Source organism: Enterobacter sp. RHBSTW-00593 (assembly GCF_013784105.1).
Taxonomy (GTDB): domain Bacteria; phylum Pseudomonadota; class Gammaproteobacteria; order Enterobacterales; family Enterobacteriaceae; genus Enterobacter; species Enterobacter ludwigii.
On sequence record NZ_CP056393.1, the window covers coordinates 1,384,009 to 1,401,437 of the forward strand.

The window sequence follows — 17,429 nt, forward strand, 5'->3', positions numbered from 1 at the left end:
TTTAGACTCCTGATTCGCGATAATGGACGTCACTCACAGCACGCAGGCGTTCTGCAGCCTGTTCTGCCGTCAGGTCACGCTGGGTTTCTGCCAGCATTTCATAGCCCACCATGAATTTACGTACCGTCGCAGAGCGCAGCAGCGGCGGATAGAAATGGGCATGCAACTGCCAGTGTTGATTCTCTTCACCGTTAAACGGAGCGCCATGCCAGCCCATTGAGTACGGGAAGGAGCACTGGAACAGGTTGTCATAACGGCTGGTCAGTTTCTTCAGTGCCAGGGCGAGGTCATCGCGCTGTGCGTCGCTCAGATCGGTGATGCGCAGAACCTGTGCTTTTGGCAGAAGCAGCGTCTCAAATGGCCATGCTGCCCAGTAAGGTACGACGGCTAGCCAATGCTCGGTTTCCACCACCGTTCGGCTGCCATCGGCCAGTTCACGACGGGTGTAATCCACCAGCATCGGCGATCCATTTTCCGCGAAATAGGCTTTTTGCAGACGGTCTTCACGCTCGGCTTCGTTTGGCAGGAAACTGTTGGCCCAGATCTGACCGTGCGGGTGCGGGTTAGAGCAGCCCATTGCCGCGCCCTTGTTTTCGAACACTTGTACCCACGGGTAGGTCTGGCCCAGTTCAGCAGTTTGCGTCTGCCAGGTGCTGACGACCTCTTTCAGCGCGTCAACACTCAGCTCCGGCAGCGTTTTGCTGTGGTCGGGCGAGAAACAGATAACACGGCTGGTGCCGCGTGCGCTTTCACAGCGCATCAGCGGGTCCTGGCTATCCGGCGCGTCGGGCGTGTCGGTCATCAGGGCGGCAAAATCGTTGGTGAAAACGAAGGTGCCTTTGTAGTCCGGGTTTTTATCGCCCGTCACACGCGTGTTGCCCGGACACAGGAAGCAGTCCGGGTCGTGCTGGGGAAGCGTCTGTTTTGCAGGCGTCTCTTGCGCCCCCTGCCAGGGACGCTTGGCGCGATGCGGAGAAACCAAAATCCATTGCCCGCTTAGCGGGTTAAAACGACGATGCGGATGATCGACGGGATTGAACGAAGTCATGACGGATCCTTAGTCCGGATAACCTTGTGGATGGCGAGACTGCCAGTGCCAGGTATCCTGTGCCATTTCATCAAGCGTGCGGGTGACACGCCAGTTAAGCTCTTTATCGGCTTTGGAGGCATCGGCCCAGTAAGCCGGGAGGTCGCCTTCACGGCGCGGTGCGAAGTGATAGTTCACAGGCTTACCGCAGGCCTTACTGAAGGCATTCACGACGTCCAGCACGCTGCTGCCGATCCCGGCGCCGAGGTTATAAATATGCACGCCTGGCTTATCGGCCAGCTGCTGCATTGCCGCCACGTGGCCGTCGGCCAGATCCATGACGTGGATATAATCACGCACACCGGTACCGTCTTCGGTTGGATAATCATTACCGAAAATAGCCAGAGACTCACGGCGGCCAACGGCCACCTGGGCGATGTACGGCATCAGGTTATTCGGGATGCCCTGTGGATCTTCACCCATATCGCCTGACGGATGGGCGCCAACCGGGTTGAAGTAGCGCAGCAAGGCGATGCTCCATTCAGGCTGTGCTTTTTGCAGATCGGTGAGGATCTGCTCCACCATCAGTTTGCTTTTGCCATACGGGCTTTGCGGCGTGCCGGTCGGGAAGCTTTCAACGTAAGGGATTTTTGGCTGATCGCCGTAGACGGTTGCGGAAGAGCTGAAGATAAAGTTTTTGACGTTCGCTGCGCGCATGGCGGAGATCAAACGCAGGGTACCGTTGACGTTGTTGTCGTAATACTCCAGCGGTTTCGCGACGGATTCACCCACCGCTTTCAGGCCGGCGAAATGGATCACCGTCTCAATGGCATGGTCGTGAAGGATCTCGGTCATCAACGCTTCATTGCGGATGTCGCCTTCCACGAAGGTTGGTTGTTTACCGCCAAGACGTTCAATCACAGGCAGCACGCTGCGCTTACTATTGCACAGGTTGTCGAGGATGATGACATCATGACCGTTTTGCAGCAGCTGCACGCAGGTATGACTACCAATGTAACCGCTACCACCTGTTACCAAAACTCGCATATTTCGCTCCATTGGGCTTATGGTATGTAATAACCATAGCATAACAGAGACGCGAAAAGTGTGACATGGGATAAAATAGTGGAATCGTTTACACTGCTTTTAAAATCCGTTTTTTGGCGGCAATGCGACATTGTAGATCAAAGGGATAGGGAAGTCTTTGTGCAGGTTATCCGAAAAAACGGAGGGGCAGAGCCCTCCGGAGTTAATCGATTTTGCTCAGCAGGTACTGATAGCGTTCACCGTCGGGCACAAACTCGAGGCGATGCGTAATGCAGGACGGGGCATCTTCGGCATGATGGGAAACGAACAGCAGCTGCGTTTCGCCTTCGCTAATCAGGACATCCACAAAACGGCGGATCAGCTGGCGGTTTAATGGGTCCAGCCCCTGTAGCGGTTCGTCGAGGATCAGAAGGGTCGGGTGTTTCACCAGCGCGCGAACGATCAGCGCCAGACGTTGCTGTCCCCACGAAAGGCTATGAAACGGCGCGTCAGCGACCCGGTTATCCATCCCCAGAATATCCAGCCACTGTTGGGCCAGCTTATGCTGTTTGTCCGAGACCGCCTGATAAATGCCGATGGAATCAAAATACCCGGACAGGATCACATTGCGCACCGTGGTGCTGACCCGGTAATCCAGATGCAGGCTGCTGCTGACATAGCCGATATGCTTTTTGATATCCCAGATCGTTTCACCGCTTCCGCGGCGGCGGCCAAACAGGGTGAGATCGTTACTGTAGCCCTGAGGGTGATCGCCGGTGATCAGGCTCAGCAGCGTTGATTTTCCCGCGCCGTTGGGGCCAACAATTTGCCAGTGTTCACCCGGGTTGACCGTCCAGCTGAGATGATTAAGGATCGGCCGATCGTCATACGCTACCACGCCATCACGCAGCACGATGCGAGGCTGGTGGGGATCTAACGCGTGGCGGGCAGAAGGTGCGTCCGGTTCCGGCAGCGTGATGCCGTCCAGGTTTTCACTGTGCGCCAGTTGGGCAATTAACGCCTGCTTAAGTAACGCCGATTTTTCGCCGGTTTCAGTCAGGTTGCAGTCAGCGAGCACGCCGGCGTTCTGAATAAACTCAGGAATTTCATCAAAACGGTTAAGCACCAGTACCAGCGTATAGCCCTGCTGGTTAAGCGAGCCGAGCAGGGTGGCCAGCTGTGCGCGGGACTGCACGTCGAGACCGTCGAACGGTTCATCCAGAATCAACAGTTCCGGCTCGCTCATCAGCGCCTGACACAGCAGCGTTTTCCGGGTCTCACCGGTCGAGAGGTATTTAAAGCGCCGGTTCAGCAGGGAGGTGATGCCAAACTGTTCTGCCAGATACGCACAACGGGCAGGATTGTTGACCTCATCCTGAATAATGTCTGCCGTCGTGCGGCCCGTATCCTCTTCGCCCGGGCTGAGTAAATCGGTGTTATTGCGCTGCCATTCATCGCTCACCAGCTTTTGCAGCTGTTCAAATGACAGGCGCGTCAGGCGCGTAAAGTTACACTGGTATTCACCTTTAAGGTGCGCGAGCTCTCCGCTCAGCGCACGGGCCAGCGCTGATTTCCCGCTTCCGTTTGTACCGACAAACGCCCAGCTTTCCCCGGCGCGTATTGTTAAATCAGAAATCGTCAGCGTTCGGGTGTCGCTAAGACGAAACGTGCCTTGCGAAATATGCAATGATGACATGACTTATCCCATTTTTTGCAGCAACAGTTGTCAGGGATACTCACTGTCGACACGCTTGTCAATGTGCTCAGCACAATGTGGCGATAATCACCCGGTCGGCGTTGAAATATGCGGTCACCACAGCACCTTCTTCTAATTCTGCGGCGTCGCTGAGGGGAAGGGTTGCGCAGAGTTCTTGCCCGTCCGGCAGGGTCATCAGTACTTCACACTGCTCTTCACCGCGTTCAACGTGGCGGATGGCACCGCGTAGCTGGTTATCAGCGGCTTTTGCTTTTTCGGCATCGGCAGTGATATTCACCCACGGCGCTTTCAGTAACACCAGCACCTCTTTACCTTCATTCAGCGCCAGTCGATCTGCGCTTTGTGCGGTAATCGCGGCTTTCAGACGGGTTGTTCCATCGGCAAGCAGGATCTCAATATGACGCTGCACCTGGGCGTTATCGCCCGCCATCACCGTACCAAACCACTGGTTACGGGCGCTGGTTTGCAGCGAAAAGCGGGAAATGGCAGCCAGCAGGCTGTCCAGCGGGAGATTATCGTCGTCACTTAACACATCAAATGCTTTTTGCTGGATCTGCGCCAGCAGATCATACAGTTGAACCAGGCGCTGGCCGTAACGTGTCAGGATCGCACCTCCACCGCCTTTGCCGCCCGTGGCCCGGTCAACCAGCGTTTGCTCGCTCAGGGTGTTCATGTCGTTGATGGCATCCCAGGCGCTTTTATAGCTAATGCCAGCGTTCTTAGCCCCCCGGCTTATTGAACCGGTTTGTTCTATTTGTTTAAGCAGGGCGATACGTCGCGGATCGGCGAAAAGCTTCTGCTGTAGTCGTAGAGTGAGGAGAATTTCGGCCTGCATAACACTGTCCTGGCAAAAAGTGCATTGTGACCCAAATGGCGAAGGTCGCAAAGGGCACCGCACAAAAGGGGATGTTTTTCTCACTTTTCAGGGTAGAATAAGCCATTCACAATATCTGGAGAAAACCATGTTGGAATTGTTGAAAAGTCTGGTATTCGCCGTGATCATGGTACCAGTAGTGATGGCCGTTATCCTCGGTGCCATCTACGGCCTGGGTGAAGTGTTCAACGTATTTTCGAACATTGGTCACAGAGACCAGGCTAAAAAGCAGCATTAATTTCCCCCCGAAACGCCCGGCTTGCCCGGGCGTTTTGCTCTCAAGTATTTCCCTTACTCGCCGATATTATTTAAAGCATCAGCTTGCTGTACCCCTTGAGCGGTACGATTTAGCGCTGGGATCTCCCCGGAGTTACCGTTATATTAGTGTGTATATAACGATACTCACAGGAGCTACAAATGGCACGTACATGGGTACGCCTTTTCGCAGGGGCAACGCTGACACTTTCGCTGAGCGGACACGCGCTGGCTAACGAGGGTAAAATTACCGTCTTTGCGGCGGCGTCGTTGACCAACGCGATGCAGGATATCGCGACAGCGTATAAAAAAGAGAAGAACGTCGAGGTGGTCTCCTCTTTTGCTTCTTCATCGACGCTGGCACGTCAGATTGAAGAGGGAGCACCGGCCGATCTGTTCATCTCTGCAGACCAGAAGTGGATGGATTACGCGGCTGAAAAGAAATCGATTGATGCGACAACCCGCGAAACATTGCTGGGGAATAGCCTCGTCGTGGTGGCGCCGAAAGCCAGTAAGCAAGGCGAAATCACTATCAACAACGAGACCCCCTGGACCCGGTTGCTGAACGGAGGACGCCTGGCCGTTGGCGATCCGGAGCATGTACCGGCGGGGATCTACGCCAAAGAAGCATTGCAAAAACTGGGTGCCTGGGAGACGTTATCGCCAACACTGGCTCCGGCTGAAGATGTGCGCGGTGCTCTGGCGCTGGTTGAACGTAATGAAGCGCCGTTGGGGATAGTCTACGGGTCGGACGCCGTCGCCAGTAAAGGGGTGAAAGTGGTTGGTACGTTCCCGGAAGACTCCCACAAGAAAGTGGAATATCCTGTTGCGATTGTTGATGGACATAAAAATGCGACCGTGACGGCCTTCAGCGAATACCTGAAGGGACCCGAAGCGTCCGCAATCTTTAAACGTTACGGATTTACGACTCACTAATGATATTGACCGATCCCGAATGGCAGGCTGTCCTGCTGAGCCTGAAAGTCTCTTCCCTGGCGGTTGCGCTGAGTTTGCCCTTTGGGATCTTCTTTGCCTGGTTACTGGTTCGCTGTAAGTTTCCCGGCAAAGCCCTGCTGGATAGCGTTCTTCATCTTCCCCTCGTGTTGCCACCGGTGGTGGTTGGCTACCTGCTGCTGGTGTCGATGGGGCGGCGCGGTTTTATTGGCGAATGGTTATATGACTGGTTTGGGCTGACGTTTGCGTTTAGCTGGCGAGGGGCGGTACTGGCGGCGGCGGTGATGTCATTCCCGCTGATGGTCAGGGCCATTCGCCTGGCGCTGGAAGGGGTTGATATCAAACTGGAACAGGCTGCCCGTACGCTGGGTGCCGGGCGCTGGCGCGTCTTTTTCACCATCACGCTCCCGCTTACGCTGCCGGGCATTATTGTCGGCACGGTACTGGCGTTCGCCCGCTCGCTGGGTGAGTTTGGTGCCACGATTACCTTTGTGTCGAATATCCCCGGTGAGACGCGAACGATCCCGTCAGCAATGTACACCCTGATTCAGACGCCGGGTGGAGAAGGTGCCGCGGCGCGGCTGTGCATTATCTCAATTGTGCTGGCGCTGGTCTCGCTGCTGGTTTCGGAATGGCTGGCGCGACTCAGTCGCGAGCGGATGGGGAAATAGTCATGCTCGAACTTCAGTTCACCCAGACGCTGGGAAATCATACCCTGACCCTTAACGAAACGCTGCCTGCGAGCGGCATTACCGCCATCTTTGGCGTATCAGGTGCAGGGAAAACCTCATTGATCAATGCCATCAGCGGACTGACGCGGCCGCAGTCCGGACGGATTGTGCTCAACGATCGCGTCTTAAACGATGTTGAGAACAAAATTTACCTGGCACCGGATAAGCGGCGAATTGGTTATGTTTTTCAGGATGCGCGATTATTTCCGCATTACAGCGTGCGCGGTAATCTTCGCTACGGCATGGCCAAAAGCATGGCCGCGCAATTTGATAAGCTGGTGGCGCTGCTGGGCATTGAGTCACTGCTGGACCGGCTCCCTTCATCGCTTTCTGGTGGCGAAAAACAGCGCGTAGCGATAGGCCGCGCGTTGCTCACCGCGCCAGAACTGCTGTTGCTCGACGAACCGCTGGCCTCGCTGGATATTCCGCGAAAACGTGAACTGCTGCCCTATCTTCAGCGCCTGGCGCGCGAAATCAATATCCCGATGCTCTATGTCAGCCACTCGCTGGATGAGATCCTGCATCTGGCCGATAAAGTGCTGGTGCTGGAAGAGGGCAGCGTTAAGGCATTCGGTAATCTGGAAGAGGTGTGGGGCAGCAGCGTGATGCACCCGTGGTTACCGAAGGAGCAGCAGAGCAGCATCCTTAAGGTGAGCGTGCTGGAACATCACCCGCATTATGCGATGACCGCACTGGCGCTGGGCGACCAGCATTTGTGGGTCAACAAAATCGACAAACCGCTGCAGTCTGCGTTGCGTATACGTATTCAGGCTTCAGATGTCTCTCTGGTGCTGCAAGCGCCGCTGCAGACCAGCATTCGCAATATCCTGCGCGCGAAAGTGGCGGAGTGTTTTGATGATAACGGACAGGTTGAGGTAAAGCTCGAAGTGGGCAGCAAGACGCTCTGGGCGCGCATCAGTCCGTGGGCCAGAGATGAGTTAGGAATCAAGCCTGGCCTGTGGCTTTACGCGCAAATCAAGAGCGTCTCCATCACCACCTGATTACAGCAGGTGGGTATAAATATACTGCGCGATGCTGTCGGTGGTGTTATCACCAATCACGACGTTAGCACGCGCTTTTACCGCATCGTCGGCGTTGCCCATTGCCACGCCTGTACCGGCGGCCTCCAGCATGCTGATGTCGTTGTAGTTATCGCCAAAGGCAATCACATCCTGCATTGACCCGCCCTGAGACTCCACGAACTGCGTCAGACGCTTGCCTTTGCTGTTGCCTCTGCGGGCGATATCGACCTGGTCGTGCCAGGACCACTCGCACTCCAGACCCAGCGTTTGTTCAACGTGCGTCGCGAAGGCATTCAGTTTGGTGGTATCTTCATCCGTCAGCGCAAATTTCCAGATAGCATCGACATCCTGAGCCGCCTGTCGCAGGGAGGAAACCTGGGTAAAGACCGGACGCTGCGCTTCAGGCAGAGACAGTGCCCAGTTGCTGGTGCGGATCACGTGGCCTGTCGGACGTTCATACACCATTGCGTTATCCACATACATCAGGCCGTGAATGGCATGCTCATCAAGCAGATCAATCAATTGCAGCGCCTGAGGCACGGGCAGCGGATCGGATTCTAAAACCTTTTTTGCCTGATAATCATACAAATAAGTGCCATTACAACAAATTGCAGGTGTATCTAACGCCAGTGCCTGATAAAAAGGATGAATGGCAACGTGATGTCGACCCGTTACGATAAGGAGTTGATATCCCACTTCCTGCGCGCGTTTGAGTGCTTCAAGGGAAGAGGGGAGAAGGGTTTTCTGCGGAGTAAGTAAGGTACCGTCTAAATCCAGAGCTATTACACGCGAGGTCATTTGTTTTTCCGGGTTAATATTGAATTTACGTTCTGAAGGGATGGTACACCGAGAGGCAAAGGCTTCAAAATTCCCGATGACAATTCAGCATTCACCGTCAAAAGTTAACTACTTTCATGCGCAGTGAGGAGTGAATATTCATGAAACAAACCGTTTATACCGCCAGTCCTGAAAGCCAGCAGATCCACGTCTGGCGTTTAAATACCGAGGGTACCCTCACGCTGGTTCAGGTTGTTGATGTGCCAGGTCAGGTGCAGCCGATGGTTATCAGCCCGGATAAACGTTTCTTGTACGTGGGTGTGCGCCCGGAGTTTCGCGTGCTGGCCTACCGCATCTCGCCGGACGACGGCGCGCTGACTTACACTGCGGAAGCACCTTTACCGGGCAGCCCAACGCATATCTCCACCGATCGCAAAGGCAACTTCATCTTCAGCGGCTCTTACAATGCGGGCTGTGTCAGCGTAACGCGTCTGGAAGCGGGCCTACCGGTTGAAACCGTGGAGGTGGTTGAAGGGCTGGAAGGTTGCCACTCGGCGAATATTTCTCCGGATAACCGTACGCTGTGGGTCCCTGCGCTGAAACAGGATCGTATCTGCCTGTTTACCCTGAGCGATGACGGTCACCTGGTGGCGCAGAATCCTGCAGAAGTGACCACCGTTGAGGGCGCGGGCCCGCGCCATCTGGTGTTCCACCCGAACCAGCAGTACGCCTATGTGGTGAACGAGCTGAACAGTTCTGTGGACGTATGGGAACTGAAAGATCCTAACGGCAAGATTGAGTGCGTGCAGACGCTGGATATGATGCCGTCTGACTTCTCTGACACCCGCTGGGCGGCTGATATTCACATCACACCGGATGGGCGTCATCTGTATGCCTGCGACCGTACCTCCAGCCTGATTACGGTATTCAGCGTTTCTGAAGACGGTAGCGTGCTGGCGATTGAAGGTTTCCAGCCTACCGAAACCCAGCCACGCGGGTTTAATATCGATCACAGCGGTAAATACCTGATTGCGGCGGGGCAAAAATCCCACCACATCGCGCTGTACGAAATCAAAGGTGCGCAGGGGCTGCTGGAAGAGAAAGGGCGTTACGCCGTCGGCCAGGGGCCAATGTGGGTGGTGGTAAACGCACACTAAAAGGCTTAAAACAAAAAACCTCGCAAATGCGAGGTTTTTTTATGCCCGGTGGGCGCCGGGCGAGTACAGCAAAAGACATCAACGCATTCTTTTATTGCTTAGGCTCAGCAACCACTTTGCTGCCCAGACCGCGGTTGTTGTATTCCCACATGCGGTTGAAGTTAGCGTCATTCAGGTTGCGCTGCACGTTACCTTTATCATCCACGCTACCGGTATTGCCGGAGAAAGGACGTTTGGAGATAGCGGCATCGGCCCATGGCTTAGCCATGTTGAAACCTTCGTTGATCACGCTGTCACGAATAACAACCTGACCGTTGGTGGCAGAGTCCACATCCAGCGAGCGACCCAGCTGCGCGACGCCGTCACCGGACGCGTTAAAGCGGCTGTTAACGGCCAGGAAGCCGTAGAACAGGTTAGATTGCGTGGCCGGGGCAAACACATAACCTTCCTGCTGAGTGCGTGAATTCACCACGCGGAAATCGGTGTTCTCAAACACTACCGCGCCGCGACCGGAGACCAGATCCACGTCGCCTTCAACGTAGCTGTTAGTGACCAGCGTACGGGTCAGACGGTTATTCTGCAGCGTGTTCTGAACACCGCTGTTCGTCACAAAGAAGGTGTTCTGACGGCCGAGAATATTCACGTTGTTGATCTGTACTTTATCGCCATCGCTACGCAGTGCAACGGCCTGGTGGTTACCGGCATCCACGCTATCGCCCAGGGTATTCTGAATGGTCAGGTTTTGCAGCTGCAGGCCATTATTCTGCGACCAGACGACCGCCGAACACATCACGCCGATAGTAGCTGCACGCTTGCTCTGGCAGTTGTCAAACATATACCACGCCGGTTTGCCTGGCATGTATTTACCCGCCGGGTTGACCAGGCGACGCCAGGTGTTGCTGTCGATTTCAGAATCAATCGCCAGACCAATTTTCACGTCGACCGCTTTCTCGCCTGTCCCGTAAAGGGTGATGCTGCCCGGTGCTGCCGGAACGTAAACGGTGCCTTCATATTCCCCAGGCAGGATCGCGATGTACTGGCGAGAGGCGCTGTGTTTTGTGATAGCCGCGTCAACCGCAGCCTGAATCGTCGTGTGCGTCACGCCCTGCGTGCCTGCCGGACCGACAACGAAGTCAGGTTGTTTCGGCAGGTTAATAGAAGACGGTGTCCACGGCGCAGCGTTAGGGTCCATCGCCGAGAAGTAGTGTGCACGGTCAAAGTTCTTCGCTTCATCAGCGGACAAAATCGGGCGAGAGGGCGTACCCGGTGCAACCTGCTCAGAAGGCTGCTGGTCCGGTGGGGTAGAACTGCATGCGGATAATGTCACGCCAAAGGCGAGCGCTAACGCCAGACGGGAAATCCTGGAAATGTTCAAGGTAAAGCTCCTGGGTATGCAAGTCTTAACGGGATAGACGAAATAGCCTGCTTTTTTATACTAAGTTGAGCGAAACGGGAAGATAAAAAGGGTAAAAGATGCATTTTTTACCCGCGGGAGGCGGGAAAGTCATCACAAATAAATAACATTTTCCGCCAGAGCGGTTGACAGCAGGGGGCAGATGAAAATAAATGTCTATACAACCCATGACAAGTGGAATGCCCATGCAGCAGCTTCATCCCGACGATGTAATATGGCGCAATGCGCGACTGGCGACAATGATCCCGGACGACAGCACGCCTTATGGCCTGAAAGCGCAGCACGCCCTGGTGGTGCGCGGCCAGACGATTCTGGCCGTTATTCCCGAATCTGACATCCCTTCCGGCCACCGTCACTGTGTCGATCTGCACGGTCGTCTGGTCACCCCCGGGCTGATTGACTGCCATACCCACCTGGTGTTCGGTGGCGATCGTGCGGCAGAGTGGGAGCAGCGTCTGAACGGCGTCTCTTATCAAACCATCAGCGCGCAGGGCGGCGGGATTAACGCGACCGTGACGGCGACGCGGAGCAGTTCGCCCGAGACCCTGCTCAGGCTGGCGCAACAGCGTCTGCAGCGGCTGATCGATGAAGGGGTGACCACGGTTGAAATCAAGTCGGGATATGGTCTCAACGCCGAAGCGGAAGAGAAGATGCTGCAGGTCGCCCGCCAGCTGGGCCAGAACAATCCGGTAGAGATCAGCCCAACGCTTCTGGCTGCGCATGCGGTTCCGGCGGAATACAGCCATGACGCGAACGCGTATCTCACCACGGTGTGCGAGCAGATGATGCCCACGCTGTGGCAAAAAGGCTTATTCGAAGCCGTGGATGTGTTTTGCGAAAATGTCGGCTTCACGCCAGCGCAAACCGAGCGGCTTTTCCGCGCTGCCACTGCCCTGGGGATTCCGGTCAAAGGACACGTGGAACAGCTTTCAAATCTTGGCGGCGCGGCGCTGGTCAGCCGCTTTAAGGGGCTTTCCGCCGATCATATTGAATATCTCGACGATGACGGTGTTCAGGCGATGGCGCACAACGGCACGGTTGCGGTATTACTGCCGGGGGCGTTCTATTTTCTTCAGGAGCGCCAGCGTCCGCCGGTTGAACAGCTCAGAAAAGAGGGCGTTCCCATGGCTGTCGCCACCGACTATAACCCCGGCACCAGCCCGTTCGCGAGTATTCATCTCGCGATGAATATGGCCTGCGTGCAGTTTGGCCTGACGCCTGAAGAGGCCTGGGCTGGCGTGACGCGACATGCTGCCCAGGCGCTGGGTCGCGGGGCCACGCACGGGCAGCTGCAGGCTGGATTCGTGGCTGACTTTGTCGTCTGGGATGCACATCACCCGGTCGAAATGGTCTACGAGCCGGGACGCAATCCGTTGTATCAACGTATTTTCCGTGGGGAGAGCGTATGAGACTCTGGCGGCCGGTTGCCGAGACCGTCTGGCAGGGGCGTGACGACAGCGCCGAGGCCAGCAATGCAAAACGTATTTTTCAGACCCTGCGACAGATGCCGGTATTTACCCCTCAGTCGTCCGGCATCGCTTTGATAGGGTTTGAATGTGATGAAGGGGTAAAACGCAATCAGGGCAGGCCCGGCGCCGTACAGGCCCCGGAGGTGCTTCGCAAAGCGCTGGCGAACATGGCAAGTCATCATGGACATGACCGGCTGGTAGATATGGGGTCGGTGTATGTCGAGGGCGATAATCTGGAAGCGGCTCAGCGGGCGTTAAGCGATGCCGTGCAGGCCTGCCAGCAGTCCGGCATGCGTACGCTGGTTTTTGGCGGGGGACACGAGACCGCCTGGGCGCATGGCCGCGGGGTTCTGGATGCTTTCCCGAACGCGCGCGTGGTGGTGATAAACCTGGATGCACACCTTGACCTGCGCAAGGCGGACCACGCGACCTCCGGCACGCCGTTTCGTCAGCTGGCACACTACTGTGCGGAACAGGCGCGCGATTTTCAGTATGCCTGCCTGGGCGTCAGCCGGGCGGCGAACACGCAGGCGCTGTGGGATGAAGCTGAGCGACTAAACGTCACGCTGGTGGAAGACCTTCATTTCAGGCGAGATGCGTTATCGGCTCTGGACAAGATTCTGGCCCAGGCCGACCGCGTTTACCTCACCATTGACCTCGATGTTTTGCCTGCTGGCGAAATGCCAGCCGTCTCAGCGCCCGCGGCGTTAGGGGTACCCGCGCTGGATCTTCTGCCGGTGATTGAACATATCTGCCGCAGTGGAAAACTGCAGGCTGCCGATCTGGTAGAATTTAACCCGCAGTACGATCGGGACGGACAGGGGGCAAAGCTTGCCGCCCGTCTGGCCTGGCAAATTGCTCACTGGTGGGCATAACAACGTTTAAGGAGTCAGGATGTTTTCACGCTCACCGCTGCCGCAGTCCAGTCCTCCCGCGCCTTTCTACGAAAAGGTGAAGCAGGCCATCAGCGAAAAAATCGCAACCGGCGTCTGGCGGCCGCACGATCGCATTCCGTCCGAGGCCGAACTGGTCGCACAGTTTGGTTTTAGCCGAATGACCATCAACCGGGCGCTGCGCGAGCTGACCGATGAGGGCCTTCTGGTGCGTCTGCAGGGGGTCGGGACCTTCGTCGCGGAGCCGAAAGGGCAATCGGCACTGTTTGAGATCAGAAGTATTGCCGATGAGATAGCCTCGCGAAACCATCAGCACCACTGTGAAGTGCTGGTGCTCGAAGAGACACAGGCCAGCGCCGAGCAGGCCGTGGAGCTGAATGTCAAAGAGGGAAGCCGCATCTTTCATTCCGTGATGGTGCATTATGAAAACGACATCCCGGTGCAGATTGAAGATCGCTGCGTGAACGCCGGTCGGGTGCCCGAGTACCTGGATCAGGATTACACCCAGACCACGCCACATGCCTATCTTTCGCTCATCGCGCCACTGACGGAAGGGGAACACATCGTGGAAGCGGTTCGCGCTACGCCGCAGGAGTGCGAACTGTTGCGGATCAAAGAGCACGATCCTTGCCTGCTCATTCGTCGCCGTACCTGGTCTTCTTCGCATATTGTGTCGCATGCCAGACTGCTGTTCCCGGGAAATCGATACCGGCTGCAGGGCCATTTCATGTCGTAAGGGTCATACGTTTTAAAAGCGTGATAGCTAACGCAATATAACAAAATTGTATCTTTTTTGTTAAATCCGACCTTGTGTGTGCTTGTCTATACAAGTATATCTGAATACATCATCTGTCCCGTATGAGGAGCACACAATGTCGTCAGGTAAATTCCGCCAGCAGGATGTCCGCGCCGCGCGCGGCACCACACTTACCGCCAAAAGCTGGCTCACCGAAGCCCCGCTGCGCATGTTGATGAATAACCTCGATCCTGAGGTCGCGGAGAACCCACACGAGCTGGTGGTGTATGGCGGCATAGGCCGCGCCGCGCGCAACTGGGAGTGCTATGACGCGATTGTTGAATCCCTGACTCATCTGGAACATGACGAAACCCTGCTGGTGCAATCCGGCAAACCGGTCGGCGTGTTCAAAACCCACAAGAATGCACCGCGCGTGCTGATCGCCAACTCTAACCTTGTCCCGCACTGGGCGACCTGGGAACACTTTAACGAGCTGGACGCCAAAGGGCTGGCGATGTATGGCCAGATGACGGCGGGAAGCTGGATCTACATCGGCAGTCAGGGGATTGTGCAGGGCACCTACGAAACCTTCGTGGAAGCCGGTCGTCAGCACTATAACGGTTCGCTGAAAGGTCGCTGGGTACTGACCGCCGGTCTGGGGGGAATGGGGGGCGCACAGCCGCTGGCCGCGACCCTTGCCGGTGCCTGCTCCCTGAACATCGAATGTCAGCAGAGCCGCATTGATTTCCGACTGCGTACCCGTTACGTCGATGAACAGGCTGAAAACCTGGATGACGCGCTGGCACGCATCAAAAAATACACGTCAGAAGGCAAAGCGATGTCGATTGCGCTCTGCGGCAACGCGGCTGACATTCTCCCTGAACTGGTGGCCCGTGGCGTACGCCCGGATCTCGTCACCGACCAGACCAGCGCACACGACCCCCTTCACGGCTACCTGCCATCGGGCTGGACGTGGGAAGCGTACCAGCAAAACGCCGAAAGTGACCCGGAAGGCACGGTGCTCGCCGCTAAACGTTCCATGGCGGAGCACGTGAACGCCATGCTGGCCTTTAGCCAGATGGGCATTCCGACATTTGATTACGGCAACAATATTCGCCAGATGGCGAAAGAGATGGGCGTGAGTAACGCCTTCGACTTCCCGGGGTTTGTGCCTGCCTATATTCGTCCGCTGTTCTGTCGCGGTATTGGTCCGTTCCGCTGGGTGGCCCTGTCCGGCGACCCGGAAGATATCTACAAAACCGACGCCAAAGTGAAGGAGATCGTCGCCGACGACGAACATCTGCACCACTGGCTGGATATGGCTCGCGAGCGCATTAACTTCCAGGGCTTGCCGGCGCGGATCTGCTGGGTCGGGCTGGAGTGGCGACAAAAACTGGGTCTGGCCTTTAACGAAATGGTGCGCAGCGGTGAAGTCTCCGCGCCGATTGTTATCGGACGCGACCATCTCGACTCGGGCTCTGTTGCCAGCCCGAACCGTGAAACCGAAGCCATGCGCGACGGCTCCGATGCCGTCTCCGACTGGCCACTGTTGAATGCCTTACTGAATACCGCCAGCGGGGCGACCTGGGTGTCGCTGCATCACGGTGGTGGCGTAGGAATGGGCTTCTCCCAGCACTCGGGAATGGTCATCGTGTGTGATGGTACGGATGAAGCGGCAGCGCGTATCGCTCGCGTGCTGCATAACGACCCGGCAACCGGCGTAATGCGCCACGCGGATGCCGGTTACGAGATTGCGATTGAATGTGCCAAAGAGCAGGGCCTGAACCTGCCGATGATCCCTGCCACACAAGGAAAGCATTAATGAACGCCTTAACCCTCACTCCCGGCTCACTGACGCTCAAACAGCTGCGTAACGTCTGGCGTCAACCGGTCACGCTCTCACTTGATGAAAGCGCCCACGCCGCGATTAACGACAGCGTTGCCTGCGTTGAAGCCATTATTGCCGAAGGACGTACCGCCTACGGCATCAACACCGGATTTGGTCTGCTGGCGCAGACGCGTATCGCCACGCACGATCTGGAAAATTTACAGCGCTCGCTGGTGCTTTCGCATGCGGCGGGTGTCGGTCAACCGCTGGATGATGACATTGTCCGCCTGATGATGGTGCTCAAAATCAACAGTCTGGCACGTGGGTTCTCCGGAATTCGCCTCAGCGTGATCGAGGCGCTGATGGCGCTGGTGGATGCGGAGGTCTATCCGTGGATCCCGGCAAAAGGTTCCGTCGGTGCATCCGGCGATCTTGCGCCGCTGGCCCATATGTCGCTGCTGCTGCTCGGTGAAGGTCAGGCTCGCTGGAAGGGCGAGTGGCTCCCTGCGAAAGAGGCGCTGAAAAAAGCCGGGTTAACCCCGATAACGCTAGCGGCGAAAGAAGGGCTGGCGCTGCTTAACGGGACCCAGGCCTCGACGGCGTTTGCGTTGCGTGGTCTGTTTGAAGCCGAGGATCTTTTCGCCTCCGCGGTCGTGTGCGGTGCGCTGACCACCGAGGCGGTGCTTGGCTCACGTCGTCCGTTTGACGCCCGTATCCACGAGGTGCGCGGCCAGCGCGGGCAGATTGACGCCGCGGCGATGTACCGTCACCTGCTGACCGAGACCAGCGATATTGCAGACTCTCACCATAACTGTGACAAGGTACAGGATCCCTATTCGCTTCGCTGTCAGCCCCAGGTGATGGGAGCCTGTCTGACGCAGCTCCGCCACGCGGCAGAAGTGCTGCTGGTGGAGGCGAATGCGGTGTCTGATAACCCGCTGGTGTTCGCTCAGGAAAACGAAGTGGTCTCCGGGGGGAATTTCCACGCCGAGCCTGTGGCGATGGTGGCGGATAATATCGCGCTGGCGATTGCGGAAGTAGGGGCCTTATCCGAACGTCGCATCGCGCTGATGATGGATAAACATATGTCCCAGCTGCCGCCGTTCCTGGTCCGCAACGGCGGGGTTAACTCCGGTTTTATGATTGCCCAGGTGACGGCCGCGGCGCTGGCGAGCGAGAATAAGGCCCTGTCGCATCCGCACAGCGTGGACAGTCTGCCAACGTCAGCGAACCAGGAAGATCATGTTTCTATGGCCCCGGCCGCCGGACGTCGTCTGTGGGAGATGGCCGCCAACACCCGCGGCGTGCTGGCGGTGGAATGGCTGGCCGCATGTCAGGGCGTTGATCTGCGTGAAGGTCTGACATCCAGCCCGCTGCTGGAACAGGCGCGTCATCTGCTGCGTGAACAGGTCGCGCATTACGATGATGACCGTTTCTTTGCGCCGGATATTGATAAAGCGATCGCGCTGCTGGAGAAGGGAAGCCTGGTGGGCTTACTGCCTTCGGTGCTCTAAGATTTGCCCGGCGGCCCGGACACGTTCAGGCCACC

Annotated in this window: 16 protein-coding genes; 10 read left to right on the plus strand and 6 right to left on the minus strand. The window is 56.7% G+C overall.

The window, feature by feature from the left end:
* Window position 1: 1 nt before the first annotated feature.
* The 4 genes from galT to modE all read right to left on the minus strand — a co-directional run bounded on the left by galT (window position 2) and on the right by modE (window position 4,605).
* Complete coding sequence (gene galT, locus HV242_RS06520) at window positions 2–1,048, minus strand: galactose-1-phosphate uridylyltransferase (RefSeq protein ID WP_014169198.1); 1,047 nt, start codon at window positions 1,046–1,048, stop codon at window positions 2–4.
* A gap of 9 nt (window positions 1,049–1,057) precedes the next feature.
* On the minus strand, window positions 1,058–2,074 hold the full coding sequence (gene galE / locus HV242_RS06525; protein ID WP_020884951.1) for a UDP-glucose 4-epimerase GalE: 1,017 nt from the start codon (window positions 2,072–2,074) through the stop codon (window positions 1,058–1,060).
* Window positions 2,075–2,276: 202 nt separating this feature from the next.
* Window positions 2,277–3,749, minus strand: a complete 1,473-nt coding sequence (gene modF / locus HV242_RS06530; RefSeq protein ID WP_032677710.1) for a molybdate ABC transporter ATP-binding protein ModF — start codon at window positions 3,747–3,749, stop codon at window positions 2,277–2,279.
* Between the two features lie 67 nt (window positions 3,750–3,816).
* Window positions 3,817–4,605 carry a molybdenum-dependent transcriptional regulator gene (gene modE, locus HV242_RS06535; RefSeq protein ID WP_063858351.1) on the minus strand — a complete coding sequence of 263 codons (789 nt, stop codon included), beginning with the start codon at window positions 4,603–4,605 and terminating at the stop codon, window positions 3,817–3,819.
* Window positions 4,606–4,732: 127 nt separating this feature from the next.
* Between modE and HV242_RS06540 the strand changes: the two genes are divergently transcribed.
* The 4 genes from HV242_RS06540 (at window position 4,733) to modC (ending at window position 7,585) form a co-directional block, all read left to right on the plus strand.
* The gene (locus HV242_RS06540; protein ID WP_020884948.1) at window positions 4,733–4,882 is read left to right on the plus strand and encodes an AcrZ family multidrug efflux pump-associated protein; all 150 of its coding nucleotides are present in this window, start codon (window positions 4,733–4,735) and stop codon (window positions 4,880–4,882) included.
* A 179-nt stretch (window positions 4,883–5,061) separates the two neighbouring features.
* Complete coding sequence (gene modA, locus HV242_RS06545) at window positions 5,062–5,835, plus strand: molybdate ABC transporter substrate-binding protein (RefSeq protein ID WP_063858350.1); 774 nt, start codon at window positions 5,062–5,064, stop codon at window positions 5,833–5,835.
* Entirely contained in the window at window positions 5,835–6,524 is a 690-nt protein-coding gene (gene modB, locus HV242_RS06550) for a molybdate ABC transporter permease subunit (protein WP_014169203.1), read from the plus strand. Before modA ends, modB begins: the two co-directional genes overlap by 1 nt.
* Window positions 6,525–6,526: 2 nt before the next feature.
* A complete protein-coding gene (gene modC / locus HV242_RS06555) occupies window positions 6,527–7,585 on the plus strand; it encodes a molybdenum ABC transporter ATP-binding protein ModC (RefSeq protein WP_020884945.1) in 1,059 nt (352 codons plus the stop codon).
* On the opposite strand, the gene HV242_RS06560 is transcribed toward modC, so the two are convergent.
* A complete protein-coding gene (locus HV242_RS06560) occupies window positions 7,586–8,404 on the minus strand; it encodes a pyridoxal phosphatase (protein WP_020884944.1) in 819 nt (272 codons plus the stop codon).
* A gap of 140 nt (window positions 8,405–8,544) precedes the next feature.
* Here HV242_RS06560 and pgl point away from each other — a divergent pair, with 140 nt between their 5' ends.
* Entirely contained in the window at window positions 8,545–9,540 is a 996-nt protein-coding gene (gene pgl / locus HV242_RS06565) for a 6-phosphogluconolactonase (RefSeq protein ID WP_050737375.1), read from the plus strand.
* Window positions 9,541–9,631: 91 nt separating this feature from the next.
* On the opposite strand, the gene HV242_RS06570 is transcribed toward pgl, so the two are convergent.
* Window positions 9,632–10,915, minus strand: a complete 1,284-nt coding sequence (locus tag HV242_RS06570) for a putative acyl-CoA thioester hydrolase (RefSeq protein ID WP_050737374.1) — start codon at window positions 10,913–10,915, stop codon at window positions 9,632–9,634.
* Window positions 10,916–11,139: 224 nt separating this feature from the next.
* On the opposite strand from HV242_RS06570, the gene hutI reads away from it, so the two are divergent.
* The 5 genes from hutI (at window position 11,140) to hutH (ending at window position 17,394) form a co-directional block, all read left to right on the plus strand.
* The gene (gene hutI / locus HV242_RS06575) at window positions 11,140–12,363 is read left to right on the plus strand and encodes an imidazolonepropionase (protein WP_050737373.1); all 1,224 of its coding nucleotides are present in this window, start codon (window positions 11,140–11,142) and stop codon (window positions 12,361–12,363) included.
* Entirely contained in the window at window positions 12,360–13,298 is a 939-nt protein-coding gene (hutG, locus tag HV242_RS06580) for a formimidoylglutamase (RefSeq protein WP_040016963.1), read from the plus strand. The genes hutI and hutG overlap by 4 nt, the downstream gene beginning before the upstream one ends.
* A gap of 19 nt (window positions 13,299–13,317) precedes the next feature.
* Window positions 13,318–14,052 (plus strand): histidine utilization repressor, encoded by a 735-nt coding sequence (locus HV242_RS06585; RefSeq protein ID WP_050737372.1) that lies wholly within the window; start codon window positions 13,318–13,320, stop codon window positions 14,050–14,052.
* A gap of 136 nt (window positions 14,053–14,188) precedes the next feature.
* Complete coding sequence (gene hutU / locus HV242_RS06590) at window positions 14,189–15,874, plus strand: urocanate hydratase (RefSeq protein WP_050737371.1); 1,686 nt, start codon at window positions 14,189–14,191, stop codon at window positions 15,872–15,874.
* Window positions 15,874–17,394, plus strand: coding sequence for a histidine ammonia-lyase (gene hutH, locus HV242_RS06595; protein WP_050737370.1), 1,521 nt, complete (start codon window positions 15,874–15,876; stop codon window positions 17,392–17,394). The genes hutU and hutH overlap by 1 nt, the downstream gene beginning before the upstream one ends.
* Window positions 17,395–17,429: the final 35 nt, after the last annotated feature.